Raw genomic sequence first — 25,413 nt, forward strand, 5'->3', positions numbered from 1 at the left:
TTCTGGAGTGAGCGAGATGGCAGACACGGCAGCAACGACGGTGAATCCGGGGCATCACCCGGTGTCCGCAAACTTCGTGGAACACCTGCGGGCATTGGCGCAAGGCCGGCCGGACGACGTCTGGCTCACGGTGGCGGGCGAGGCGGGTGGCGCCTACTTCGAGAAGCCGATCACCTACGCCGTTTTCGAGTCGCGCGTGCGCGCGCTGGCGGCCCGCCTGCAGCAGCAGTTTGCGAAGGGCGAGCGCGCCCTCGTCATGCTGGACAACGACGACCATTACGCAGTGAGCATGCTGGCGTGCTTCTACGCCGGCGTGATCGCGGTGCCGGTGTTCCCGCCCGAATCCATGCGGCCGCAGCATCTCGCGCGGCTGACGGGCATTGCGCAAGACTCGCAGGCGCGCTGCGTGCTGACCTCGGCGGCGATGCGTGCCGCGATGGACGGCGCGGCCGATGCGTTCGCGCAGGCCGAGATGATTGCCGTCGACGAGGTGAGTCCCGCGCTCGCCGATGCATGGATGCCGTTCGCGCCCGCCGCGGACGATGCTGCATTCCTGCAATACACCTCGGGCTCGACCTCCGCCCCCAAGGGCGTGATCGTGACCCACGGCAACCTCATCGCCAACGAGCGCGCCATTCGCGACGGCATGGGCATCGGGCCGGACGACAAGTTCGTGTCGTGGGCGCCGCTCTATCACGACATGGGCCTCATCGGCGGCCTCATGCAGCCGCTCTACAGCGGCATTCCGCTGGTGCTGACCTCGCCGCGCTACTTTCTCGAAAGCCCGGTGCGCTGGCTCGAACTCATCTCGCGCCATCGTGCCACCCTGAGCGGCGGTCCCGACTTTGCCTATCGCCTCTGCCTCGACCGCGTGAAGGGCGCGCGGCTCGCGGGGCTCGACCTCTCGTCGTGGCGCGTCGCCTACACCGGCGCCGAGCCCGTGCGCGCAGACACCGAAACCGAATTCATCGAGCGATTCGCGCCCGCAGGCTTCGGCCCCGACGCCGTGTATGCCTGCTACGGCCTCGCGGAAGCGACCCTGTTCGTCACAGGCGGTCAACGCGGCGCCGGGCTGGTCGCGCGCACTTTCTCCGCCGATGCACTGGCCAGGGGCGAGGGCGTGGAAAGCGCGCAGGGCGCGATGCTGGTCGGCTGCGGCGCCGCGCCGGAAGGCCACGACGTACGCATCACCGACCCCGATTCACTGGCTGCGCTCGACGTCGGCCGCGTCGGCGAAATCTGGGTGAGCGGCCCGAGCATCTGTGCCGGCTACTGGGGCAAGGAACGCGAAACCAGCGAGACCTTCGCCATGCATGAAGGGCAGCGCTGGCTGCGCACCGGCGATCTCGGCTTCATGCACGGCGGGCAGCTCTATGTGACGGGCCGCATCAAGGACCTGATCATCGTTCGCGGGCACAACATCTACCCGCAAGACATCGAGCGCACAGTCGAGGCCGAGATCGAGGCCGTGCGCAAGGGGCGAGTCGCCGCCTTCGCGGTGTCGGGGCCGGATGGCGAAGGCATCGGCGTGGCAGCGGAGGTTTCGCGCAGCATGCAGAAGCTCGTGCCTCCGCACCTGCTGGTCGACGCACTGGGTGCGGCGGTCAGCGAGGTGTTCGGCGAGGCGCCGTCCGCCGTGGTGCTGCTCAACCCGGGCGCGCTGCCCAAGACATCGAGCGGCAAGCTCCAGCGCCAGGCGTGCCGCGCGGGGCTTGCGGCGCGCAGCCTCGATGCGTACGCAATCCACGAGCACGGCGTCTTCACGCACGGCGGCAGCGGGTCTTCGATTCCGGCGGAAGCACCGGTGTTCGACGAAATCGGAGAAGCGGTCTCGGCCATCTGGAAGGAAGTGCTCAAGTGGCCCGAAGACCGTGCGTTGGCGCACGACGCGCATTTCTTCACCTCAGGCGGCAATTCACTGGCCGCGGTTCAAGCATGCGCGCGTATCGCCCGGCACTGGAACATCGAATTCGATCTGCGCGACCTCTTCGAGCAGCCCCGGCTGAGCGCTTGCGCGGCCATCGTGCGCAGCCGCAAGGACCGTCCGGGCCGCGTGCCCGGCATGGCGGCCATCGAGCCGCTGTCCGCCGAGCGCCGGCTGCAGCCCTTGCCGCTGTCGCACGCACAGGAGCGTCAATGGTTCCTGTGGAAGCTTGCGCCGCAGAGCACGGCGTACCACATGAGCGGCGCGCTGCGCCTGTCGGGCACGCTGGATGCCGCCGCGATGCATGCCGCGTTCGAAGACATCGCCGCGCGCCACGAGTCGTTGCGCACGGTATTCCTGGCAGGTGCCGACGGCACGGCAGAGCAGCTGATCAGCCCGTCGTGGGCACCGCTTCTGAACCTGATCGATCTGCGTCACCTCGCGGCCAGCGAGCGCGAAGCACGTGCCGCAGAGGAAGCGCAGCGCCTGCATGCCGCGCCCTTCGACCTGACGCAGGGGCCGTTGCTGCGCGTGGCGTTGATCCGCCTGTCGGACACCTCGCACCTGCTGGTGGTGGTGATGCATCACATCATTTCCGACAGCGCGTCGATGCAGGTGCTGCTCGATGAACTGGCGGCCGGCTATGCCGCGCGGCTGAAGGGCGATGCCCCGTCGCGCCGCACCGCGCCGCGTATCCAGTACGTCGATCATGCGGCGTGGCAGCGCAACTGGCTCGCCGCCGGCGAGGCCGGGCGGCAACTGGCCTGGTGGCGCGCGCAGCTCGGCGAAGAACATCCTGTGCTGGCGCTGCCGATCGACCGTCCGCGCACGGCGCAGATCGGCTATCGCGCGGCACGCCGCAGCGTCGAAGTGCCCGGGGCACTGCTGGCCGGCTTGCGCCAGGCCGCGGCTACCGAGGGCGCCACGCTGTTCATGGTGCTGCTGGCCGGCTTCCAGGCGCTGCTGCACCGCTACACCGGGCAGGAAGACATCCGCGTCGGCGCTCCGGTGGCAAACCGCAGCCGTGTCGAGGCGGAAAACATCATCGGCTTCTTCGTCAATACGCTGGTGCTGCGCAACCGGATCGGTGGGCGCACGCGGCTGTCGGATGTCGTGGCGCAGACGAAAGAAGCGGTGCTGGGTGCGCAGACGCATCAAGACCTGCCCTTCGAGCAATTGGTCGAAGCACTGCAGCCGCAGCGCAGCCTGAGCCAGAGCCCGCTGTTCCAGGTGATGTTCAACCACCTCGTCGAAGACTACCGGGCGCTGGCGCAGTTGCCGGGGCTGGAGGTTGCGCACCATGCGCTGCCAGACGGAACGGCGCAATTCGAACTCGTGCTGGAAGCCCGCGAGACACCCGATGGCCGGTTGACGCTGGGGCTGGTCTACGCGGCGGAGCTGTTCGATCGGGAGACGATCGAGCGGATGGCTGGGCACTACGTGGCGGTGCTGGAGGCATTGGCTGCCGAGCCTGAGCTGGCAGTGGGCGATGTGGCGCTGGTGGGTGCGGCGGAGCGTGCGCAGCTTGTGGCGTGGAGCGAGAACCCGCGCCGCCACGAGGGCGCACAGCCCGTGCACCGCCAGATCGAGGCGCATGCGAAGCACCGCCCGGATGCGCCCGCGTTGGTGTTCGGCGACGAAGCCCTGAGCTACTCGGAACTCAATGCCCGAGCGAACCGGCTGGCGCACCGCCTGATCGGCATGGGCGTAGGCCCTGATGCACTGGTGGGCATCTGCGTGGAGCGCTCCACCGAGATGATGGTGGGCATCCTTGCAGTGCTCAAGGCAGGCGGCGCCTACGTGCCCCTTGACCCCGAGTACCCCGCAGACCGCCTTTCCTACATGGTCGAAGACAGCGGCATCGCATTGCTGCTGACCCAGAGCCACCTGCGAGATCTCATCCCCGGTGTCGACGCATTGCAGGTGCTGAAACTCGACACCCTCGATACAGCGTCCGAGTCCGAGGCCGACCCGCAAGTCAGCCTGCACGGCGAACACCTGGCCTACGTCATCTACACCTCCGGCTCCACAGGCCGCCCCAAGGGTGCAGCCATCCGCCATCAAGCCCTGTACAGCTGCATGGCCTGGATGCAGGAGTTCTACACCCTCGCAGGCGCTGACACGGTCCTGCACAAGGCCCCCTTCGGCTTCGACGTGTCGGTCTGGGAGATGTTCTGGCCGCTGACATCAGGGGCAAGACTGGTCATTGCCAACCCAGGCGACCACCGCGATCCGGTGCGCCTGGTCGAACTCATCCAGAAGCACCAGATCACGACGCTGAATTTCGTGCCCTCGATGCTGCAGGCCTTCCTGGCCTACGAGGGCATCGAAGCAACGACGAAGCTCAAGCACATCATCTGCGGCGGCGAGGCCATGCCCGCAGCCACGCAAAGAGAAGCACTTCAACGCCTGAGCGGCGCCACGCTGCAGAACCTGTACGGCCCGACGGAGACGACGATCCACGTGACGCAGTGGACGTGCCGGGACGACGGCAGCACGCAAGTGCCGATTGGCCGGCCGATCAGCGAGACGCAGGCGTATGTGCTGGACGCCAGCCTGAACGAGGTGCCCGTGGGCGTGGCCGGTGAGCTGTACCTGGGGGGCATCAACCTCGCACGGGGCTACCTGAAGCGGCCAGCACTGACGGCAGAACGGTTCATCGCGACAGACAACGGAAGCCGGCTGTACCGCACGGGCGACCTGGTGCGCTGGAACAACGAGGGGCAGCTGGAGTACCTGGGGCGCATTGACCATCAGGTGAAGGTGCGGGGCTTCCGCATCGAGCTGGGGGAGATCGAGGCGCAGTTGCAGGCGCAGCCCGAAGTCAGGGAGGCGGTGGTCGTCGCGAACGAAGGCCCCGCAGGAGCGCGGCTCGTGGGCTACGTGTCCGGCAATGGCATCGACACGACAGTCCTGCGAGAACGCCTTGGAGAAGCACTGCCCGACTACATGGTGCCCAGCGTCATCGTCGTGCTCGATGCACTACCGCTGAACGCCAACGGCAAGGTAGACCGCAAGGCACTTCCCACCCCCGCCATCACCAGCGACAAACCCTACGAAGCCCCGCAAGGCCCCATCGCCGAAACCATCGCCGCCGTCTGGGCCGAAGTGCTGCAGATGGACAAGGTCGGCACTCACGACAACTTCTTCGACCTCGGCGGGCACTCGCTGCTGCTGGTTCGCGTGCACCGCCTGCTCGAAGACAGGCTGCGCACCACCGTCGCACTGGTCCAGCTTTTCAAGTACCCCACGGTCGGTTCGCTGGCCCAGTGGATGGCGCGCGGCGCCGATGCACCCGCGGCGTTGTCGCCCACGGCCGGCGACGACCGTGCGCTGCGCCAGCGCGCCGCCTTGCTTCAACGTCGCAAATCCGCGGAAAGAGTCAACTGATGAACACCCTCAACGAACAGGCCGCGCAGGCCGATGCAGCCACCGGCATCGAGATCGCCATCGTCGGCATGGCGGGCCGCTTTCCGGGCGCCGAAGATGTCGATGCGTTCTGGCGCAACATCCGCGACGGCGTGGAGTCCATAGCCGGCTTCACCGACGAGCAGCTGCGCGCGCAAGGCATCTCGCAGGAGCTGCTCGACGATCCGGCCTATGTGAAGGCGGGCGTCCAGTTCAAGGGCTTCGACCAGTTCGACGCCGGCTTCTTCGGCTACTCGCCGCGCGAAGCCGAGTACCTCGATCCGCAGCAGCGCATCTTCCTGGAGTGCGCATGGGCAGCACTGGAGCACGCCGGCTGCGACGCGCATACCTGGCCGGGCAAGATCGGCGTGTACGCGGGCGAGGGCCCCAACCTGTACCTCATGCGGCACCTGCTGCCCGCATTCGGCCTGGGCGACGGACGCGGCATTGCCGACCTGCTGGGCCTCATGAGCGGCAACTCCGGCGGTTCGCTGTGCACTCGCGTGGCCTACAAGCTCAACCTGCGCGGCCCCGCCGTCACAGTGCAGACCGCCTGCTCGACCTCGCTGGCCGCGGTGCACACAGCCTGCCAGGCGCTGCTGGGCTACGACTGCGACATGGCGCTGGCCGGCGGCGTGTGGCTCAACCTGCTGCAGGACGGCGGCTACCTCTACCAGGCCGGCGCCATCCTCTCGCCCGACGGCCACTGCCGCGCCTTCGACGAGAAGGCCGCGGGCACGGTGATCGGCAGCGGCGCAGGCCTCGTGGCACTCAAGCGCCTGGACGACGCGCTGCGCGACGGCGACACCATCCACGCCGTCATCAAGGGCACGGCCGCCAACAACGACGGCGCCGACAAGGTCGGCTTCACCGCGCCCAGCGTGAACGGCCAGGCCGAAGTCATCCGCGCGGCGCAACTGATCGCTGGCGTGACGGCCGAATCCGTCGGCTACATCGAGGCGCACGGCACAGGCACGGTGCTCGGTGACCCGATCGAGCTGGCCGCGTTGACGCAGGCCTTCCGGGCCGATTCAGATCGCACCGGCTACTGCGCCATCGGCTCCGTCAAGACCAACGTCGGCCACCTCGATGCGGCGGCCGGCGTCACCGGCCTCATCAAGACGGTGATGGCGCTCAAGCACAAGACGCTGCCGGCCAGCCTGCACTACGAGCGGCCCAATCCGCAGATCGATTTCGCGGCGAGCCCGTTCTATGTCAATGCCACCACCAAGGCATGGCCCGCGGGTGCCGCGCCGCGCCGCGCGGGTGTCAGTTCGTTCGGCATCGGCGGCACCAACGTGCATGTGGTGCTCGAAGAGGCGCCGGCCGCGAAGCCGGCTGAAAGCCCGTCCAGCTGGCAGGTGCTGCCGCTGTCGGCGCAGAACGCCGCTGCGCTGCAGGAGGCCGGCCGGCAGCTCGGTCACCATCTCGAAGCGTCTGCCGACCAATCCCTTGCCGACATCGCGCACACCTTGCAGAGCGGGCGCCGCCCGCTGCCGCTGCGCGCGGCCATCGTCGCCAACGGCCATGCCATGGCTGCGCAGACCCTGCTGTCGCCCGAGGGCGGCTTCGAGCAGGTGATGCGCGCGCCGGCCACCGCGCCCGAGGTCGCCTTCCTGTTCCCCGGCGGCGGCACGCAGCACGCCAACATGGGCGCGGCGCTGTACCGCGACGACCCGGTGTTTCGCGGCGAGGTCGACCGCTGCTGCGCCTTGCTGAACGACGCGATGGGCATGGACCTGCGCCAGCTGCTTTACCCGGCAGCCGGTGCCGAAGCCGCAGCCGACCAGAAGTTGTCGTGCATCGAATACACGCAGCCGGTGCTGTTCATCGTCGAGTACGCGATGGCACGCACCTGGATGGCGCGCGGCGTGCAACCCGCCGTGATGCTGGGCCACAGCCTTGGTGAATACGTGGCTGCCTGCCTGGCCGGCGTGTTCAGCCTGGAAGACGCGCTGCGCATCGTCACCACGCGCGGTCGCTTGATGCAATCGATGCCGGCCGGTGCCATGACGGCCATCGCGCTGACCGAGGCCGAACTCGCACCGTTCCTCCAGGCCGGCTGCGACATCGCCGCGATCAACGGCCAGCAGCTGTGCGTGCTCGCGGGGCCGCTGCAGGCCATCGAAGCGGCAGAAAAGCAACTGCTCGCCGGTGGCCTGATGCCGCGCCGCCTGCACGTTGCCATCGCTTCCCACTCGGCCATGACCGAGTCCATCGTGGCCGAACTGCAGCAGGTGGTTGCCTCGGTGCCGCGCCATGCGCCGCGCATTCCTTTCATCTCCAACGTCACCGGCCAGCCGATCACGGCCGAGCAGGCGGTGGACCCGGCCTACTGGGGTCGCCATCTGCGCAGCACAGTGCGCTTTGCCGACGGACTGGCCGCGCTGCTGGGCGTGGCCGGGCGTGTCGTGCTCGAAGTGGGCCCCGGCGAAACGCTGGCGGGCCTCGCGCGCCAGCATCCGCTGGCCGGGTCGGCCGCGGGCATCTGGGCGAGCCAGGCGCATCCACAGCAGCAGGCCCGCAACGAGCGGCAGCTGGCCAGCGTGACCGGCGCGCTCTGGTGTGCCGGTGTCGAGATCGACTGGGCCGCCTGCCGCGCGGGCCAGCCGCGCCGCCAGGTGCCGTTGCCTACCTATCCGTTCCAGCGCCAGTCGTACTGGATCGAGGCGGGCACATTCGAGGGCAGCGCCAAGGCAGGGCCGGCAGCCGACGCCTTCTACGTGCCCACCTGGAAGCGCACCGAGCCGCTGCTGGCGGTGCACACCCCCGCGCCGACCGGCACCTGCACGCTGGTGTTCGGCGAAACGCGCAGCCTCACCGACAGCCTGATCCGCCACCTGCACCGTGAGGCCGACGCGCATCCCGTGGTCTGGGTGGAGCAGGGGCCGGGCTTCGTCGAGATCAGCCCGCGCCACTACGCGGTGCGCCCCGGCGAGCGCGCCGACCACGAGCAGGTGCTGGGCAAGGTGCAGGCCGAGCTGGGGCCGGTCTCGAAGATCTATCACCTGTGGAGCGTGGACGACGAGCTTGCAGTGCCTTCGCAGTCGAGCGAGATGCTGGAGCGCGGCTTCTTCAGCCTGCTGGCCCTGGCGCAGGCCCTCGACAGCGCGTCGGCCGGCAGCGAGCGCAAGCTGGCGATCCAGGTCGTTACCAACCAGATGGAAGACGTGAGCGGGCTGGAGCCCCTGTGCCCCGAGAAGGCCACGCTGTTCAGCCTGGCCAAGGTGATCGGGCAGGAGTATCCGCACATCGACAGCCGCGTCGTCGATGTGGTGCTGCCTACAGCCGGCAGCGATGCCGAGGCATGGCTGGTGAAGCAGCTCGCGGCCGACATGCCGGCGCGCCACGACGAGCCGCTGGTGGCGTACCGCGGCCCGCATCGCTGGGTCAAGGCCTACGAGCCGCTGGCGCTGCCGGCGCCGGGCGCAGGGCCGCAGCAGCGGCTGCGCACCCACGGCGTCTACCTGATCACCGGTGGCCTCGGCGGCGTGGGCCTTTCCGTGGCGCGGCACCTTGCCAAGTCGTGGCAGGCGAAGCTGGTGCTGTTCGGACGCACGCCGTTGCCCGAGCGCAGCACCTGGGAGGCGCTGGCCGCATCGCCGGAGCAGCCGGCGGCATTGCGCCAGAAGCTGCTGCAGCTGCTCGAACTCGAAGCCCTTGGCGGCGAAGTGCTCGCGTTGTCGGCGGACGTGTCTGATGCCGCGCAGATGAAGGCCGCCACCGCGCAGGCCCGGCTGCGCTTCGGCGCCATCCACGGCGTGATCCACGCGGCGGGCCATGCCAGCAGCGGGATGATCGGCCAGCGCACGCGCGCCATGGTCGACGCCGTGTTCGCGCCCAAGCTGCGCGGCACGCAGGCGCTGCTCGAAGCGGTGCGCGAAGACGCACTCGATTTCGTGCTCTTCTGTTCATCCATTTCCAGCATGGCCGGCGGCCTGGGCATGAGCGACTACGCCGCGGCCAACGCGTACCTCGATGCACTGGCCGCGCAGGTGCAGCGCAGTGCGCGCCACGCGGTGTTTTCGGTCAATTGGGACGCCTGGCGCGACTTGGGCATGGCCGCTGGCATGGTGCTGCCCGAAGGCGTCGGCATGGACGGCCCCGAAGGCGCGCTGGCGCTGGAACGAATCGTCAACGGCCCGGCGTTCTCGCAAGTCGTGATCTCCACGACCGACCTGACGCAGCGCCTTGGCGAGCTCGACAGCGGCATGCTCGAACTGATCGAGTCCGGCCCGTTGGCCCACGCCGCGCGCGCGGGCCGTCGCAACCACCCGCGCCCCGCGCTCGACACGCCTTACGTCGCGCCCGACGGCGACCTCGAGACCGGCCTTGCCGCCGTCTGGCAGGACATGCTGGGCATTACCGCCATCGGCATCCACGACAACCTGTTCGAGCTGGGCGGCGACTCGCTGCTCGCCATCCAGATCCTGGCGCGCGTGCGCAAGGCCTACGAGGTCGAGCTGCACCCGGCCGCCTTCTTCAAGGCGCCAACCATCGCCGACCTGGCCCTGCTGGTCGAGACCCGGCTGATCGAAGAAATAGAGAACAGCGAGAACGGCGACCCGGCCGATGCCGCCACACCGGACCGACTGTCCGCCACCGTCTGAAACAAGCACTGTCATGCCCGAAATCCAGGATATCTCCGCACGCCGCGCCAGCCTGAGCGCAGAACAACGCGCCAGGCTGAAGGAAAGACTGCGCGGTGCGAGCGTGGCCGGCACGCGCGAGGCCGGGAGCGCCATTCCCCCGCGCCCGCAGAAGGACCGGGCGCCGCTGTCTTTTGCCCAGCGCCGGCAGTGGTTCCTGTGGAAGCTGGACCCAGCCCGCACCGCCTATCACCTGAGCGGCGGCCTGGTGCTCACGGGGCAGCTGGACACAGAGGCCCTGCACGCGAGCATGCAGGCGCTGGTCGACCGCCACGAGTCGCTGCGCACCGTGTTCCGCGAGGAAGGCGACGGCGAGGCGGAGCAGGTCATTCTTGAGGCCTTGACGGTTGAACTGCCGTGCATCGACCTGAGCACGCTCGACGCCGAGGCACGCGAGGCTGCCATCCAGCACGAGGTGCGCAGCATTCGCACCGAGCCCTTCGACCTCACGCGCGGCCCGCTGATGCGCACCGTGCTGCTGAAGACCGGCGCGCAAACGCATCGGCTGCTGGTCGTGATGCATCACATCGTGTCGGACGGCTGGTCCGTGCAGCTCACGCTGGACGAGCTGGCCGCGCAGTACGCCGCGCGCGTGCAGGGGCAGCCAGCAGCGCAGCCCGCACTGACGGTGCAGTACGCCGACTACGCCGTCTGGCAGAACCAGTGGCTCGACGGCGGCGAGGGCGAGCGCCAGCTCGCATGGTGGCGCGATCACCTGGGCACCGAGCAGCCGGTGATCTCGCTGCACACCGATCGCCCGCGCAACGCCGATGGCCGCTACGGCTCGGCACGCGTCACCGTCGCGCTGCCGGCCGACACCGTCGCGCGGCTGCGCCAGCAGGCGCAGGGTCAGGGCGCGACGCTGTTCATGGCGCTGCTCGCAGGCTTCAATGCGCTGCTGTTCAGGCACACGGGGCAGACCGATGCGCGCGTCGGCGTGCCCATTGCCAACCGCAACCGCGCGGAGACGGCGGGCGTCGTCGGCTTCTTCGTCAACACGCAGGTGCTGCGCTCGCAAATCGGCGCGCGCACGACGCTGGCCGAGTTGCTGGTGCAGACGCGTGACACCGCCATCGGCGCGCAGACCCATCAGGACCTGCCGTTCGAGCAGTTGGTTGGTGCGCTGCGGCCTGAACGCAGCCTGAGCGCGAACCCGCTGTTCCAGGTGATGTTCAACCACGTGCGGCGCGACCATCGCTCGCTGGCCGAATGGCCGGGCGTGTCGGTTCAGCGGCTGGATTTCGAGGAAGAGGATGCGCAGTTCGAGCTGACGCTGCAGACGCTGGAGCTCGAAGACGGTCGGGTCGATGCGACCTTTCTCTACGCGGCGGAGCTGTTCGATCGGGAGACGGTCGAGCGGATGGCGGGGCACTATTTGGCGGTGCTGGAGGCGTTGACTGCCCAGCCTGAGCTGGCAGTGGGCGATGTGGCGCTGGTGGGTGCTGCGGAGCGCGCGCAGCTTGTGGCGTGGAGCGAGAACCCGCGCCGCCACGAGGGCGCACAGCCCGTGCATCGCCAGATCGAGGCGCATGCGAAGCACCGCCCGGATGCGCCCGCGTTGGTGTTCGGCGACGAAGCCCTGAGCTACTCGGAACTCAATGCCCGAGCGAACCGGCTGGCGCACCGCCTGATCGGCATGGGCGTAGGCCCTGATGCACTGGTGGGCATCTGCGTGGAGCGCTCCACCGAGATGATGGTGGGCATCCTTGCAGTGCTCAAGGCAGGCGGCGCCTACGTGCCCCTTGACCCCGAGTACCCCGCAGACCGCCTTTCCTACATGGTCGAAGACAGCGGCATCGCATTGCTGCTGACCCAGAGCCACCTGCGAGATCTCATCCCCGGTGTCGACGCATTGCAGGTGCTGAAACTCGACACCCTCGATACAGCGTCCGAGTCCGAGGCCGACCCGCAAGTCAGCCTGCACGGCGAACACCTGGCCTACGTCATCTACACCTCCGGCTCCACAGGCCGCCCCAAGGGTGCAGCCATCCGCCATCAAGCCCTGTACAGCTGCATGGCCTGGATGCAGGAGTTCTACACCCTCGCAGGCGCTGACACGGTCCTGCACAAGGCCCCCTTCGGCTTCGACGTGTCGGTCTGGGAGATGTTCTGGCCGCTGACATCAGGGGCAAGACTGGTCATTGCCAACCCAGGCGACCACCGCGATCCGGTGCGCCTGGTCGAACTCATCCAGAAGCACCAGATCACGACGCTGAATTTCGTGCCCTCGATGCTGCAGGCCTTCCTGGCCTACGAGGGCATCGAAGCAACGACGAAGCTCAAGCACATCATCTGCGGCGGCGAGGCCATGCCCGCAGCCACGCAAAGAGAAGCACTTCAACGCCTGAGCGGCGCCACGCTGCAGAACCTGTACGGCCCGACGGAGACGACGATCCACGTGACGCAGTGGACGTGCCGGGACGACGGCAGCACGCAAGTGCCGATTGGCCGGCCGATCAGCGAGACGCAGGCGTATGTGCTGGACGCCAGCCTGAACGAGGTGCCCGTGGGCGTGGCCGGTGAGCTGTACCTGGGGGGCATCAACCTCGCACGGGGCTACCTGAAGCGGCCAGCACTGACGGCAGAACGGTTCATCGCGACAGACAACGGAAGCCGGCTGTACCGCACGGGCGACCTGGTGCGCTGGAACAACGAGGGGCAGCTGGAGTACCTGGGGCGCATTGACCATCAGGTGAAGGTGCGGGGCTTCCGCATCGAGCTGGGGGAGATCGAGGCGCAGTTGCAGGCGCAGCCGGAAGTCAGGGAGGCGGTGGTCGTTGCGAACGAAGGCCCCGCAGGAGCGCGGCTCGTGGGCTACGTCTCGGGGCAAGGCATAGACACAGCCACGCTGCGAGAGCGCCTTGCAGAAGCACTGCCCGACTACATGGTCCCAAGCGTCATCGTCGTGCTCGATGCCCTGCCGCTGAACGCCAACGGCAAGGTAGACCGCAAGGCGCTGCCAGCACCGGAGTTCACGAGCGACAGGGCGTACGAGGCGCCCCAGGACGAGGTCGAGCAGGCGCTCGCAACGATCTGGACCGAAGTGCTCGGCGTCGCCCGCGTGGGCCGCAACGACAACTTCTTCGAACTTGGCGGCGACTCCATCCTCAGCCTCAAGGTAGCGGCGCGCGCCGCCAGGGCCGGCGTGCAACTGAATCCCCGACAGGTTTTCGAACACCAGAGCCTGTCGCGCATCGCCCATGCCATCAGGATCGATCACGCTTCACAGTCACCGGCAATTCCCGTACTGACGACAACGCAGCGCGCCGGCACCCTCGCGCTGTCTCACGCGCAGATGCGCCAGTGGTTCCTGTGGCAGCTCGACCCCGCAAGCACCGCGTATCACATCAGCGGCGCACTGAAGCTGGAAGGCAAGCTCGATGTAGAGGCCGTGCGCGCGAGTTTCAACGCGCTGGTGCAGCGCCACGAGTCCCTGCGCACAGTGTTCCGCGCCGACGCGCAAGGCCTGGCCCGGCAACTCATCCGAGAAGCCGGAGCGCTGGACATCGCCATGGTCGATCTCGCGGCGCTGCATACCGGGCAGGAACGCGAAGCGCGCAGCAGGGAAGAAGCCCTGCGCCTGAGCCACACGCCCTTCGACCTGGGCGAAGGCCCGCTGCTGCGCGTAGGCCTGATCCGCCTGGCGCCCGAGGAGCACATGCTCGTCGTGGTGATGCATCACATCGTGTCCGACGGCTGGTCGATGCAGGTCATCGTCGACGAATTCGTGGCGCAGTACAGCGCACGCGTGCAAGGCTCGGTTGCAGAGTTGCCTCCATTGCCGATCCAGTACGCCGACTACGCCGCATGGCAGCGCGACTGGCTGGAAGCCGGCGAGCGCGACCGCCAGCTGGCGTACTGGACGCAGCACATCGGCACCGAGCAGCCCGTGCTGCAACTGCCCACCGACCACGCAAGAAAGGCCGATGGCCGATACAGCGCCGTGCGGCATGGATTCGAACTGCCGGGCGATCTCGTGCAGCGGCTGCACCGGCGCCTGCAGGGCCAGGGCGCGACGCTGTTCATGGGCTTGCTTGCGGGCTTCCAGGTACTGCTCAGCCGCTACACCGGCGAGCCCGACATTCGCGTGGGCGTGCCGGTTGCCAACCGCCACCGCGCCGAAACCGAAAGCGTGATCGGCTTCTTCGTCAACACGCAGGTGCTGCGCAACATGCTGGACGGCCGCGAGAGCCTGACGCAGGTGCTGATGCGCGCCAGGGAAGCCGCGCTCGGCGCACAGGCCCATCAGGACCTGCCGTTCGAGCAGTTGGTGGAGGCGCTGCAGCCCGAGCGCAGCCTGAGCACCAGTCCGCTGTTCCAGGTCATGTTCAATCACCAGCGCGGCGACCTGAAGGCGCTGCAGAACCTGCCCGGCCTCACGCTGACCGAGTGCGACCTGGGCGCGCAGGCCGCGCAGTTCGAACTGACGCTGGAAACCACTGAAAGCGCCGATGGCAGTGTGCGAGCGAGCCTGCGGTACGCCGCGGAACTGTTCGAGCCGCGGAGCATCGAGCGCATGGCGGGACACTACCTCGCGGTGCTGTCCGCCCTGGCCGATCACCCCGAACGGCCGGTGGGCGACGTGGCGTTGCTGGGCGAAGCCGAGCATGCGCAACTGGCGGCACGGGGCGCGCGCAAGCGGGCGGCTGAAACGAGTGAGCCGATTCATCGGCTGATCGAGAAGCAGGTTCGTGCGCATCCTGAAGCGCCTGCGCTGTCCTTCGGCGAGCAGACGCTCAGCTACGCCGAGCTCAATGCACAGGCCAACCGCCTCGCACACCGGCTGATCGCCTTGGGCGTGCGGCCCGAGACCAAGGTGGGCATTGCAGTGGATCGCTCCATCGAGATGGTGGTGGGCATCCTGGCGATCCTGAAGGCCGGCGGTGCCTACGTGCCGCTGGATCCGGAATATCCGGCCGACCGGCTGGCCTACATGGTCGGCGACAGTGGCATCAGGCTGCTGCTCACGCAGAGCCATCTGCAGGTGCCAGGCACCGAAGCGCTGCAGGTGCTGGCGCTGGACACGCTCGGCCTGGCCGAGGAGCCGTCGCACGATCCGCAGGTCGAACTGCACGGCGAGAACCTCGCCTACGTCATCTACACGTCGGGCTCCACGGGCCGGCCCAAGGGTGCGCAGCTGTGCCATCGCAACGTGAGCCGCCTGTTGAGCGCCACAGATGCGTGGTTCGGCTTCGGCGCTGACGACGTCTGGACGATGTTCCATTCCTACGCCTTCGACTTCTCCGTGTGGGAGATCTTTGGCGCCCTGTGCACCGGCGGCAAGCTGGTGGTCGTGCCGTTCTGGGTGAGCCGCTCGCCTGAAGACTTTCTGCAGCTGCTGCGCAAGGAGCGCGTCACGGTGCTCAACCAGACGCCCTCGGCCTTCGGCCAGCTGGCCGGCCTGCCCCAGGCCCATGAAGGCAGCCTGGCGCTTCGCACAGTGATCTTCGGCGGCGAAGCGCTGGACCCGCAACGCCTGCGCGGGTGGATAGAGCACCACGGCGACGCCAGCCCGCAGCTGATCAACATGTACGGCATCACCGAGACCACGGTGCACGTGACCTGGCGGCGCATCACCGCTGCGGACGTCGGCGAGGCGCGCAGTCCGGTGGGCATCGCGATCCCGGACCTGGGGCTTCGGGTGCTCGACGGGCAGCTCAACCCGGTGCCGCTGGGCGTGGCGGGCGAGCTGTACGTCTCGGGTGCCGGGCTGGCGCGCGGTTACCTGAACCGCGAGGGCCTGACGGCAGAAAGATTTATCGCAGCAGAAGACGGAGAGCGGCTGTACCGCACGGGCGACCTGGTGCGGTGGAACAACGAGGGTCAGCTGGAGTACCTGGGCCGCATCGACCACCAGGTGAAGGTGCGGGGCTTTCGCATTGAGCTGGGCGAGATCGAGGCAGGGTTGCTGGCGCAGCCTGAGGTGCGCGAAGCCGTGGTCGTTGCGAACGACGGCCCTGCGGGAACCCGACTGGTGGGCTATGTGTCGGGGCAAGACATCGACACCGCCGTGCTGCGCGAGCGTCTCGGCGAGGCGCTGCCCGACTACATGGTGCCCGCGGTGCTGGTGGTGCTCGACGCACTGCCGCTGAACGCGAACGGCAAGGTGGACCGCAAGGCGCTGCCGGCGCCGGAGTTCACTGCGTGCAGCGCGTACGAGGCGCCACGGGACGAGACCGAGGAGAAGCTCGCCGCCATCTGGGCGGAGGTGCTGGGTGTCGAGCGCGTGGGGCGCAACGACAACTTCTTCGAGCTTGGCGGGCACTCGCTGCTTTCCGCGCGGCTGGTGGCGCGCCTGCATGCCGCCATGCAAAGCGAACTCACGATCCGCGACGTCTTCCAGTACCCGACCCTGGCCGCCATGGCCGCCCGGATCGCCGAGGCCCTTCGGGACAGCCCCGTGGTCCAGGCCCTTTCAGAAATCGATTCGCTGATCGACAGCATGGAGACCGTTTGATGGAAACCACAGCAACCCGTCGCATCGCCGAGCGCTTCTCCCGGTTGTCGACCGAGCAGCGCCGCGTGGTGTACGAGGGGATCCGTTCCAAGGGTCTGACGCTCGACCAGTTTCCCATCCTCCCGCGCGAAGACGCGGCGCAGGACCTCTGCCATGTCTCCTACGCGCAGCAGCGCCAGTGGTTCCTGTGGCAGCTCGATCCGCAGAGTACGGCCTATCACATCAGCGACGCGCTCAAGCTCACGGGCGCACTGGATGTGGACGCGGTACGCACGAGCTTCAAGGCATTGGTGGCGCGCCACGAATCGTTGCGCACGGTATTTCGCGCCGATGCCGACGGGCTCGCCGAGCAGGTGATTCGCGAAGACGGCGAACTCGACTTCTCGCTGCTGGACCTGAGCAAGGTAGACCCCGATGCCCGCGAAGCGATGGCCCGCGAAGCGGCGCACCGCATCGGCAACACGCCCTTCGACCTGACGCAAGGACCGCTGCTGAGGGTGGCGCTGATCCGCCTGGCGCCCGAGGCGCACGTGCTGGTGCTGGTGATGCACCACATCGTCTCGGACGGCGGGTCGCTGCAGATCATCGTGGACGAGTTTGTGGCTCAGTACCGCGCCTGCGTGCAGCACGAAGCGGTGGCGCTGCAGGCAATGCCGATCCAGTACGCCGACTACGCCGTGTGGCAGCGCCACTGGCTGGAGGCCGGCGAGCAGGAGCGCCAGCTCGCCTACTGGAAGGCGCAACTCGGCGCGACGCAGCCGGTGCTGCAACTGCCGCTCGACCGCGCCCGAAGGCCCGATGCCCGGTATGGCGCGGCCGCCCATCGGGTCGAGTTGCCCGTGTCGCTGGTTCAGGGCCTGCAGAAGCGGGCCCGGAGCCAGGGGGGCACGGTGTTCATGGTGCTGCTGGCCGGCTTCCAGGTGCTGCTCGGTCGCTACAGCGGCCAGCAAGACATTCGCGTGGGCGTGCCGATTGCGAACCGCCACCGTGTGGAGACTGAAGGCGTCGTCGGCTTTTTCGTCAACACGCAGGTGCTGCGCGCCGTGGTCGACAACCGCACCAGCCTGTTGCAGGTGCTGGCGCAGACGCACGAGGCGGCATTGGGCGCGCAGATGCACCAGGACCTGCCGTTCGAGCAATTGGTCGAGGCACTGCAGCCCGAGCGCATTCCGGGAATCCAGCCGCTGTTCCAGGTGCTGTTCAATCATCAGCGCGCGGATTTCTCGGGACTGGAGGGGCTGACGGGGCTTGCGCTGGAGCCCTACGACCTGGGTGCCCAGGCCGCGCAGTTCGAGCTGATGCTGGTCACCGACGAGAGCCCCGACGGCCGGCTGCATGCGAAGTTCAGCTATGCGGCGGAGCTGTTCGATGCCTCGACCATCGAACGCATGGCCGGCCACTACCTGGCGGTGCTGCAGGCACTGGCGGACCACCCCGAACAGGCCGCGGGCGAGGTGACGTTGTTGAGCGAAGCCGAACGGGCGCAGCTCGCGGCCTGGGGTGCCAATTCGCAAAGCTTTCCGGATGCGACGCCGGTGCACCGGCTGATCGAAAGGCAGGCTGCGCAGCAGCCCGAAGCGGCAGCGCTGGTGTTCGGCGACGAGATGCTGAGCTACGGCGAACTCAACGCCAGGGCCAACCGCCTAGCGCACCACCTGATCGCGCTGGGCGTCAAGGCGGAAACGAAGGTGGGGATCGCGGTGGAGCGCTCCATGGAAATGGTGGTGGGCCTGCTGGGCATCCTCAAGGCCGGCGGCGCTTATGTTCCGATGGACCCGGAGTACCCCGCGGAGCGGCTGGCCTACATGGCGCAGGACAGCGGCGTTGCGCTGCTGCTGACGCAAAGCCATCTGCAGTCGCAGGTGCCGGGCGCCGAGGGATTGCGCGTGCTGGCGCTCGACACGCTGGACCTGGACGCACAGCCCGCAAGCGACCCGCAGGTCGCGCTGCACGGCGAGAACCTCGCCTACGTGATCTACACCTCGGGCTCCACCGGCAGGCCCAAGGGCGCGCAGATGAGCCATCGCAACGTGACGCGGCTGCTCGGCGCCACCGATGCCTGGTTCCGGTTCGGCCGGCAAGACACCTGGACCCTTTTCCATTCCTATGCCTTCGATTTCTCGGTGTGGGAAATCTTCGGCGCGCTGTGCACCGGCGGCAAGCTGGTCATCGTGCCGTTCTGGGTCAGCCGATCGCCCGAAGACTTCCTGCAACTGCTGCGGACGCAGAAGGTGACGGTGCTCAACCAGACGCCTTCGGCGTTCGGCCAGTTGATCAGCCTGCCGCAGGCCTACGAGGCTGGCCAGGAGCGCCTGGCGCTGCGCGCGGTGATCTTCGGCGGTGAGGCCCTGGACCCGCAGCGGCTGCGCCAGTGGATCGACCACCATGGAGACGAAAGCCCGCAGCTGGTCAACATGTACGGGATCACCGAGACGACGGTGCATGTGACCTACCGGCGGATCACGGCGGCAGACCTGGGCCGGCAGCGCAGTCCGGTCGGCCTTGCCATTCCGGACCTCGGGCTGCGGGTGCTCGATGCGCATCTGAACCCGGTGCCGGTCGGCGTGGCCGGCGAGTTGCATGTCTTCGGCGCCGGCCTCGCGCGCGGCTACCTGCACAGGGCCGGCCTGACGTCGGAACGCTTCGTCGCGGGAGCGGACGGAGAGCGGCTGTACCGCACGGGCGACCTTGTGCGCTGGAACAACGAGGGTCAGCTGGAGTACCTGGGCCGCATCGACCACCAGGTGAAGGTGCGGGGCTTCCGCATCGAGCTGGGAGAGATCGAGGCGCAGTTGCTGGCGCTGTCCGAAGTGCGCGAGGCGGTTGTGGTGGCCGACGAAGGCCCCGCCGGCACGAGGCTGGTGGGCTACGTATCGCCGCATGCCGGCCAGGCGATCGACGTTGCGCAGCTGAAGGAGCAACTGGGCCAGGCGCTGCCCGACTACATGGTTCCCGCGGCAATCGTCGTGCTGCAGGGATTGCCGCTCAACACGAACGGCAAGGTAGATCGCAAGGCGCTGCCGGCCGCGGAATTCACGAGCGAACAGGCGTACGAAGCGCCCGAGAGCGAGGTGGAAGAGAAGCTCGCGGCGATCTGGGCCGAGGTGCTGGGCGTGGCGCGCGTGGGGCGGCAGGACAGCTTCTTCGAACTCGGCGGCCATTCGCTGCTGGCGCTGCGACTTTTGGAGCGCATGCGCGCCCAGGGCTGGGCGGCGCAAGTGCGCACGCTGTTCCAGCAGCCCCGGCTCGGCGCCTTCGCGCAGGCGCTGGCGCAGGAGCCGGTGCGGCGGGAAGTGATTGTTCCGCCCAACGGCATTCCGGCGGATTGCAGGGCGATCCAGCCGGAGATGCTGACGCTTGTGGCGCTGGATGCGCGGCAGATTGCGCGCATCGAGGCGGCGGTGCCGGGCGGGGCGGCCAACGTGCAAGACATCTACCCGCTGGTGCCGATGCAGGAGGGGATGCTCTTCCACCACATGCTGCAGACGGAGGGCGACGCGTACATCACGCTGAACCGCCTGAGTTTCGAGAGCCGCGAAAGGCTCGAGCACTTCGTCGCCAGCTTCAACGAAGTGATTGCGCGCCATGACATCCTGCGAACGGCTGTGATGTGGGAAGACCTGCCCGAACCGGTGCAGGTGGTGCATCGCAAGGCGTTGCTCGAGCTCCAGTGGCTGGCAGATGCCGAGCCGAGCGGTGCGAGCGCGGCCGCGCGGCTCGATGCACACGTCGACCCGGCCCGCTACCGCATCGACGTGCGCAAGGCACCGATGCTCAGGGCCATCGCCGCTCACGACACGGACAACGGCCGCTGGCTCCTTCAACTGGCGAACCATCACCTGGTGGTGGACCACACCACGCTGGAGCTGGTCGTCGAGGAAATCGCGCTGATCCAGCAAGGGCGAAAGGCCGAGCTGTCGACGCCTGTGCCGTTCCGGCGCTTCGTCGGGCAGGCCAGGCTGGACGTGAGCCAGGCCGAGCACAAGGCCTTCTTCAGCCGGATGCTCGCCGATGTGGAGGAGCCGACGGCGCCCTTCGGCCTGCTCGACGTGCAGGGCGACGGCACCCGCGTGCGCGAAACCTCGCTCGCGCTGGACGCCCGACTCGCGTTGCAGGTCAGGCGGCAGGCACAGAGACATGGCGTGAGCGCCGCGGCGCTGTTCCACCTGGCCTGGGCGCTGGTGGTGAGCAAGACCACGGGCAGGGACGACGTGGTGTTCGGCACCGTGCTGTTCGGCCGCATGCAGGGTGGCGCGAATGCCGACCGGGCGCTGGGCATGTTCATCAACACGCTGCCCGTGCGCGTGCGGCTGGGAACGCAAGGCGTGCAGGCATGCGTGCGCCAGACGCATGCGGCACTGATCGAGCTGATGCATCACGAATACGCCAGCCTCTCGCTGGCCCAGCGCTGCAGCGGACTGCCGGAGCGGATGCCGCTGTTCACGGCGCTGCTGAACTACCGCTACGGCGCGCAGCAGGGCAAGGCGGCGCAGAAGGGCCCGCTCTGGGAGGGCATGGAGATCCTCGGCAGCAGGGAGCGCACCAACTACCCGATCGAGATGTCGGTGGACGACCTGGGCGAGGGCTTCGGTCTGGTCGCGCAGATTCACGAGGCAGTGGATGCCGGGCGCGTGTGCGACCTGATGGTTGCAGCTGTCGAGGCCGTCGTGCAGGGCCTGTCGCTGCAGCCCGACTGGCCGGTCTGCGAACTCGGGGTGATGTCCGATGGCGAGCAGCGCCAGCTTGCCGCATGGGGTGAAAACGCTGTGCGGTACACCGAGGATGTGCCGGTGCACCGGCTGATCGAGCGTCAGGTCGCGGCACATCGCGACGCGGTGGCGCTGGTCTTCGGCGACGAGGTGCTGAGCTACGGCGAACTCAATGCGCGAGCCAACCGCCTCGCGCACCATCTGATCGCCCTGGGCGTGAAGCCGGAGACGAAGGTGGGGATTGCAGTGGAGCGCTCCATCGACATGGTGGTTGGCGTGCTCGCGATCCTGAAGGCCGGCGGTGCGTATGTGCCGCTGGACCCGGAGTACCCGGTGGACCGGCTGGCCTACATGGTGGCTGACAGCGGCATCGCGCTGCTGCTCACGCAGAGTCACCTGAGAGCCCTGGTGCCGGGCGCCGAGGCGCTGCAGGTACTGGCACTGGACACGCTGGACACCGGCGGCTGCTCCGATGCGGACCCGCAGATCGCGCTGGGCGGCGAGAACCTGGCCTACGTCATCTACACCTCCGGCTCCACGGGAAAACCGAAGGGCGTGATGGTGCGGCACCTGTCGCTCTGCCACTTCATGCTGAGCATGAAGGACGCACCGGGCATGACGCAGGACGACGTGCTGGTCGCGGTCACTTCCCTGTCGTTCGACATCGCCGCCCTGGAGCTGTATCTGCCGCTGCTCAGCGGTGCGCGCCTCGTGCTGGCATCGAGGGATGTGGTGCGAAGCGGCAGTGCACTTGGGAAGCTGATGGATGACTGCGGCGCCACGGTGCTTCAGTCCACGCCCGCGGGCTGGCGGCTTCTGCGGGCTACCGGATGGAATGGTGGCCAGCTTGCGAACTTCAAGGGCCTGTGCGGTGGAGAAGCGCTGCAGGAAGACCTTGCGGAAGACCTGCGGGCGATCGGTGTCGAGCTCTGGAACATGTACGGCCCCACCGAAACGACCATCTGGTCGACGGCAGCCGAGGTTCGCAGCAGGCCTCGCATCGGCGGACCGATTGCGGCCACAACGCTCCACGTGCTGGACGGATTCCTGAACCCGGCGCCGGTAGGTGTGCCGGGCGAACTGTTCCTGGGCGGCATCGGCCTGGCGCGCGGCTACTTCCAGCGCGCGGGCCTGACGTCCGAGCGCTTCATTGCGGCGAAAGACGGTCAGCGCTTGTACCGCACGGGCGACCTGGTGCGATGGAACACTGAAGGGCAGCTGGAGTATCTGGGCCGCATCGACCACCAGGTGAAGGTGCGGGGCTTCCGCATCGAACTGGGGGAGATCGAGGCGCAGCTGCTGGCGCAGTCCGAAGTGCGCGAGGCCGTGGTGGTGGCGCGCGAAGGCGCGAGTGGCGCATCGCTGGTCGCCTACATCGCATTGCAGGTGGGGCAGGCGATGGAGGTGGCGATGCTGCGCGACCGGCTCGCGGTGGTGCTGCCCGACTACATGGTGCCGGCCGCCATCGTCGTGCTCGACCGCCTGCCTTTGAACGGAAACGGCAAGGTCGATCGCAAGGCGCTGCCGGAGGCGGAGTTCACGAGCGACCGTGCATACGAGGCGCCCGAAGGCGAGGTGGAACAAAAGCTGGCTGCGATCTGGGCCGAGGTGCTGGGCGTTGCACGCGTGGGGCGGCATGACAGCTTCTTCGAGCTCGGCGGGCACTCCCTGCTGGCCGCACAACTCGCGTCGAGGGCACGCGTCGACGGCGGCTTCGAGTTGCCGCTGCGCAAGATATTCGAGCACCCGGTGCTTCGAGACCTTGCGAATGTCGCCCGGCAGGCGAGGCATGGCACCCCGTTGTCCAGCCAGGCACCGGTGCTGCAACCGGTCGAGCGCATGGCCGACATGAAGCTCTCGCCCGCGCAACAGCGCTTGTGGCTGGTGAACCGGCTGTCGGACGGTTCGACCGGCAAGCACTCGGCCTACAACATCTCGGCGGCGCTGCGGTTGTCGGGAGCACTCGATGTCGATCTGGTGCGGGCCACGCTCGATGCCATCGTGCAGCGGCACGAAGTGCTGCGGACCTGCTTCCCCGAGAACGACGACGGCGACCCCGTGGCGCGCATCGCGCCAGAGAGCGAGCTCGTCGTTCCGTTGACGGATATTTCGCACCTGTCGGGCGAGTTCCGGGCGACAGCGATGAACGACGCGCTCGCCGTGCATGCGGGTACCGCGTTCGACCTGACCACTCGCCCGGCCTTTGCGGCGGCCGTGCTGCGCTTGCAGCCCGAGGAGCACGTGCTGCTTCTGTGCGTGCATCACATCGTGTTCGACGGTTGGTCGGAAGCCGTCTTCATCCAGGACTTCATGGCCCTGTATGCGGCGCTGCGGGAAGGGCGTGGCTCACCCCTTGCACCGCTCGCGATCCAGTACGCGGACTACGCCGACTGGCACCACCGCAAGCTCGCGCAGAACCTTGCGCAAGACACCGCGTTCTGGCGCGACTACCTCGATGCCGCTCCCGCCGTTTCCACGCTCAAACCCGATCGCACCCGTCCCCCTGTGGCTTCGGTGGCGGGCGACACGGTCGGCATCGACATCGGACGCGAACTCGCGCAGGCGCTGCAGGGCCTGGCGCGGGAGCAGAAGACCTCGCTCTACGTGCTGCTGCTCTCGGCCTTCCTGCTCGTGCTGCACCGGCAGGCCGCGTCGGACGACCTGGTGGTCGGCACCGACGTTGCAGGGCGCGACCATCCAGCGCTCGAAGACCTGATCGGCTTCTTTGTCAGCGTCGTGCCGTTGCGTTCCCGGCTCTTGCCAGCGCTGCCATTCGCGCAGTGGCTCTCGACGGTCAAGGAGAGCACGCTGTCGGCCTTCGAGCACCAGGACGTGCCTTTCGACCAGATCGTCGAGCTGGTCGGCGCGCCCCGCAGCCGCCAGCACAACCCGCTGGTGCAGGTGCTGTTCGTCATGCAGAACATGCCCGAAGAACGCTTCGAGATCCCGGGTGTCGTCATCGAGCCGATCGCGAAACCCGGAACGACATCGAAGTTCGACCTCGCGGTCTTCGTGAGCGAGAACGAAAGCGGCCTGCGGGCCGAGTGGACCTTTGCCTCCAGCCTGTATTTGCGCGAAACCATCGAACGCGCATCCGCCGCGTGGCGCGATCTCCTGCAACAGGTTGTCGCGGCACCCAACGACGTGCTGGAGAGTTTCGTCATTCAATCCAACCCGGAAAGAAAAACCATGTCATCTACTTCGCCTGCGCTGGGCAAACTGCAGAAGCTCAAGAAATTCGCGGACAAGGACCGCGACGTCCAGTCGGCACCGCGCTCGCCCGTGCGCACGTCCTTCCTGTCGGACCAACGGACTTTCCCGTTGGTCATCGAGGCCACGAGCAGCGACATCGACGCGGTGGCATGGGCCCGGGAGCAGCGTGACTACATCGAGGCCAGCCTGCGCAAGCACGGCGGCATCCTGCTGCGCAATTTCGGCCTGCGCACGCCGCAGGAGTTCGAGGCTTTTGCAGAAGTGATCGAGCCCGAGCTCTACGGCGGCTACGGCGACCTGCCGAAGAAGGAGGGCGGGCGCAACACCTATCGCTCGACGCCATATCCCGAGCGCCAGATGATCCTGTATCACAACGAGAGTTCGCACCTCGACCGCTGGCCGCGCAAGCAGTGGTTCTTCTGCGAGCTGCCTTCGCCCGTGGGCGGCGCCACGCCCATCGTCGATTGCCGCGAGATGCTGCGCCATCTGCCGGCCGACATGGTGGCGGAGTTCGAGCGCAAGGAGCTGTTGTACGTGCGCACCTTCGTGCCCCGGTTCGACGTGAGCTGGCAGGACTTCTTCAAGACCGACAGCAAGGCGGAGGTCGAGGCGCGTCTCGCACTGGCGGGCACCGATTGGCGCTGGCTGGACGAGGAAACGCTGCAGACCCGCACCCGTTGCCCGGCGGTGATCACGCACCCCGTCACGGGCGAGCGCGTTTTCTTCAACCAGATCCAGCTGCACCATGTGAGTTGCCTGGAGGCGGACGTGCGCGAAGACTTGCTGGTCATGGCCGGAGGCCTGGATCGCCTGCCGCGGCACGTGACCTATGGCGACGGTACGCCGATCGATGATGAGACCATGGCGATCGTCGGCCGTGCCTACGAGGCCTGCGCCGTGCGCTTCGACTGGCGCCAGGGCGATGTGGTGATGCTCGACAACATGCTCGCGGCACACGCGCGGGACCCGTACGAGGGGCCGCGCAAGATCGTGGTCGCCATGGGCGCGATGTTCGACCGCGCTGCCCAGCAACCCGTTGTGTCCGAGGGTTGA

4 protein-coding genes are annotated in these 25,413 nt (G+C 67.9%); all 4 read left to right on the plus strand.

The features are described 5' to 3' along the window. The first annotated feature begins 16 nt into the window (after positions 1-16). Genes BLW48_RS18935 through BLW48_RS18950 form a run of 4 tightly spaced genes read left to right on the plus strand, consistent with a single transcriptional unit; the run spans position 17 to position 25,413 of the window. Positions 17-5,314 (plus strand): non-ribosomal peptide synthetase, encoded by a 5,298-nt coding sequence (locus tag BLW48_RS18935; RefSeq protein ID WP_093176904.1) that lies wholly within the window; start codon positions 17-19, stop codon positions 5,312-5,314. Then, complete coding sequence (locus tag BLW48_RS18940) at positions 5,314-9,942, plus strand: type I polyketide synthase (protein WP_093176905.1); 4,629 nt, start codon at positions 5,314-5,316, stop codon at positions 9,940-9,942. The genes BLW48_RS18935 and BLW48_RS18940 overlap by 1 nt, the downstream gene beginning before the upstream one ends. A 13-nt stretch (positions 9,943-9,955) precedes the next feature. Continuing rightward, positions 9,956-16,438: a non-ribosomal peptide synthetase gene (locus BLW48_RS18945; protein ID WP_093176907.1), complete on the plus strand. Its 6,483-nt coding sequence runs from the start codon at positions 9,956-9,958 to the stop codon at positions 16,436-16,438. Continuing rightward, positions 16,438-25,413 carry a non-ribosomal peptide synthetase gene (locus BLW48_RS18950; protein ID WP_093176909.1) on the plus strand — a complete coding sequence of 2,992 codons (8,976 nt, stop codon included), beginning with the start codon at positions 16,438-16,440 and terminating at the stop codon, positions 25,411-25,413. The genes BLW48_RS18945 and BLW48_RS18950 overlap by 1 nt, the downstream gene beginning before the upstream one ends.

The sequence above is a fragment of the Variovorax sp. YR266 genome, from assembly GCF_900107295.1.
In the GTDB taxonomy this organism is placed as follows: domain Bacteria; phylum Pseudomonadota; class Gammaproteobacteria; order Burkholderiales; family Burkholderiaceae_C; genus Variovorax.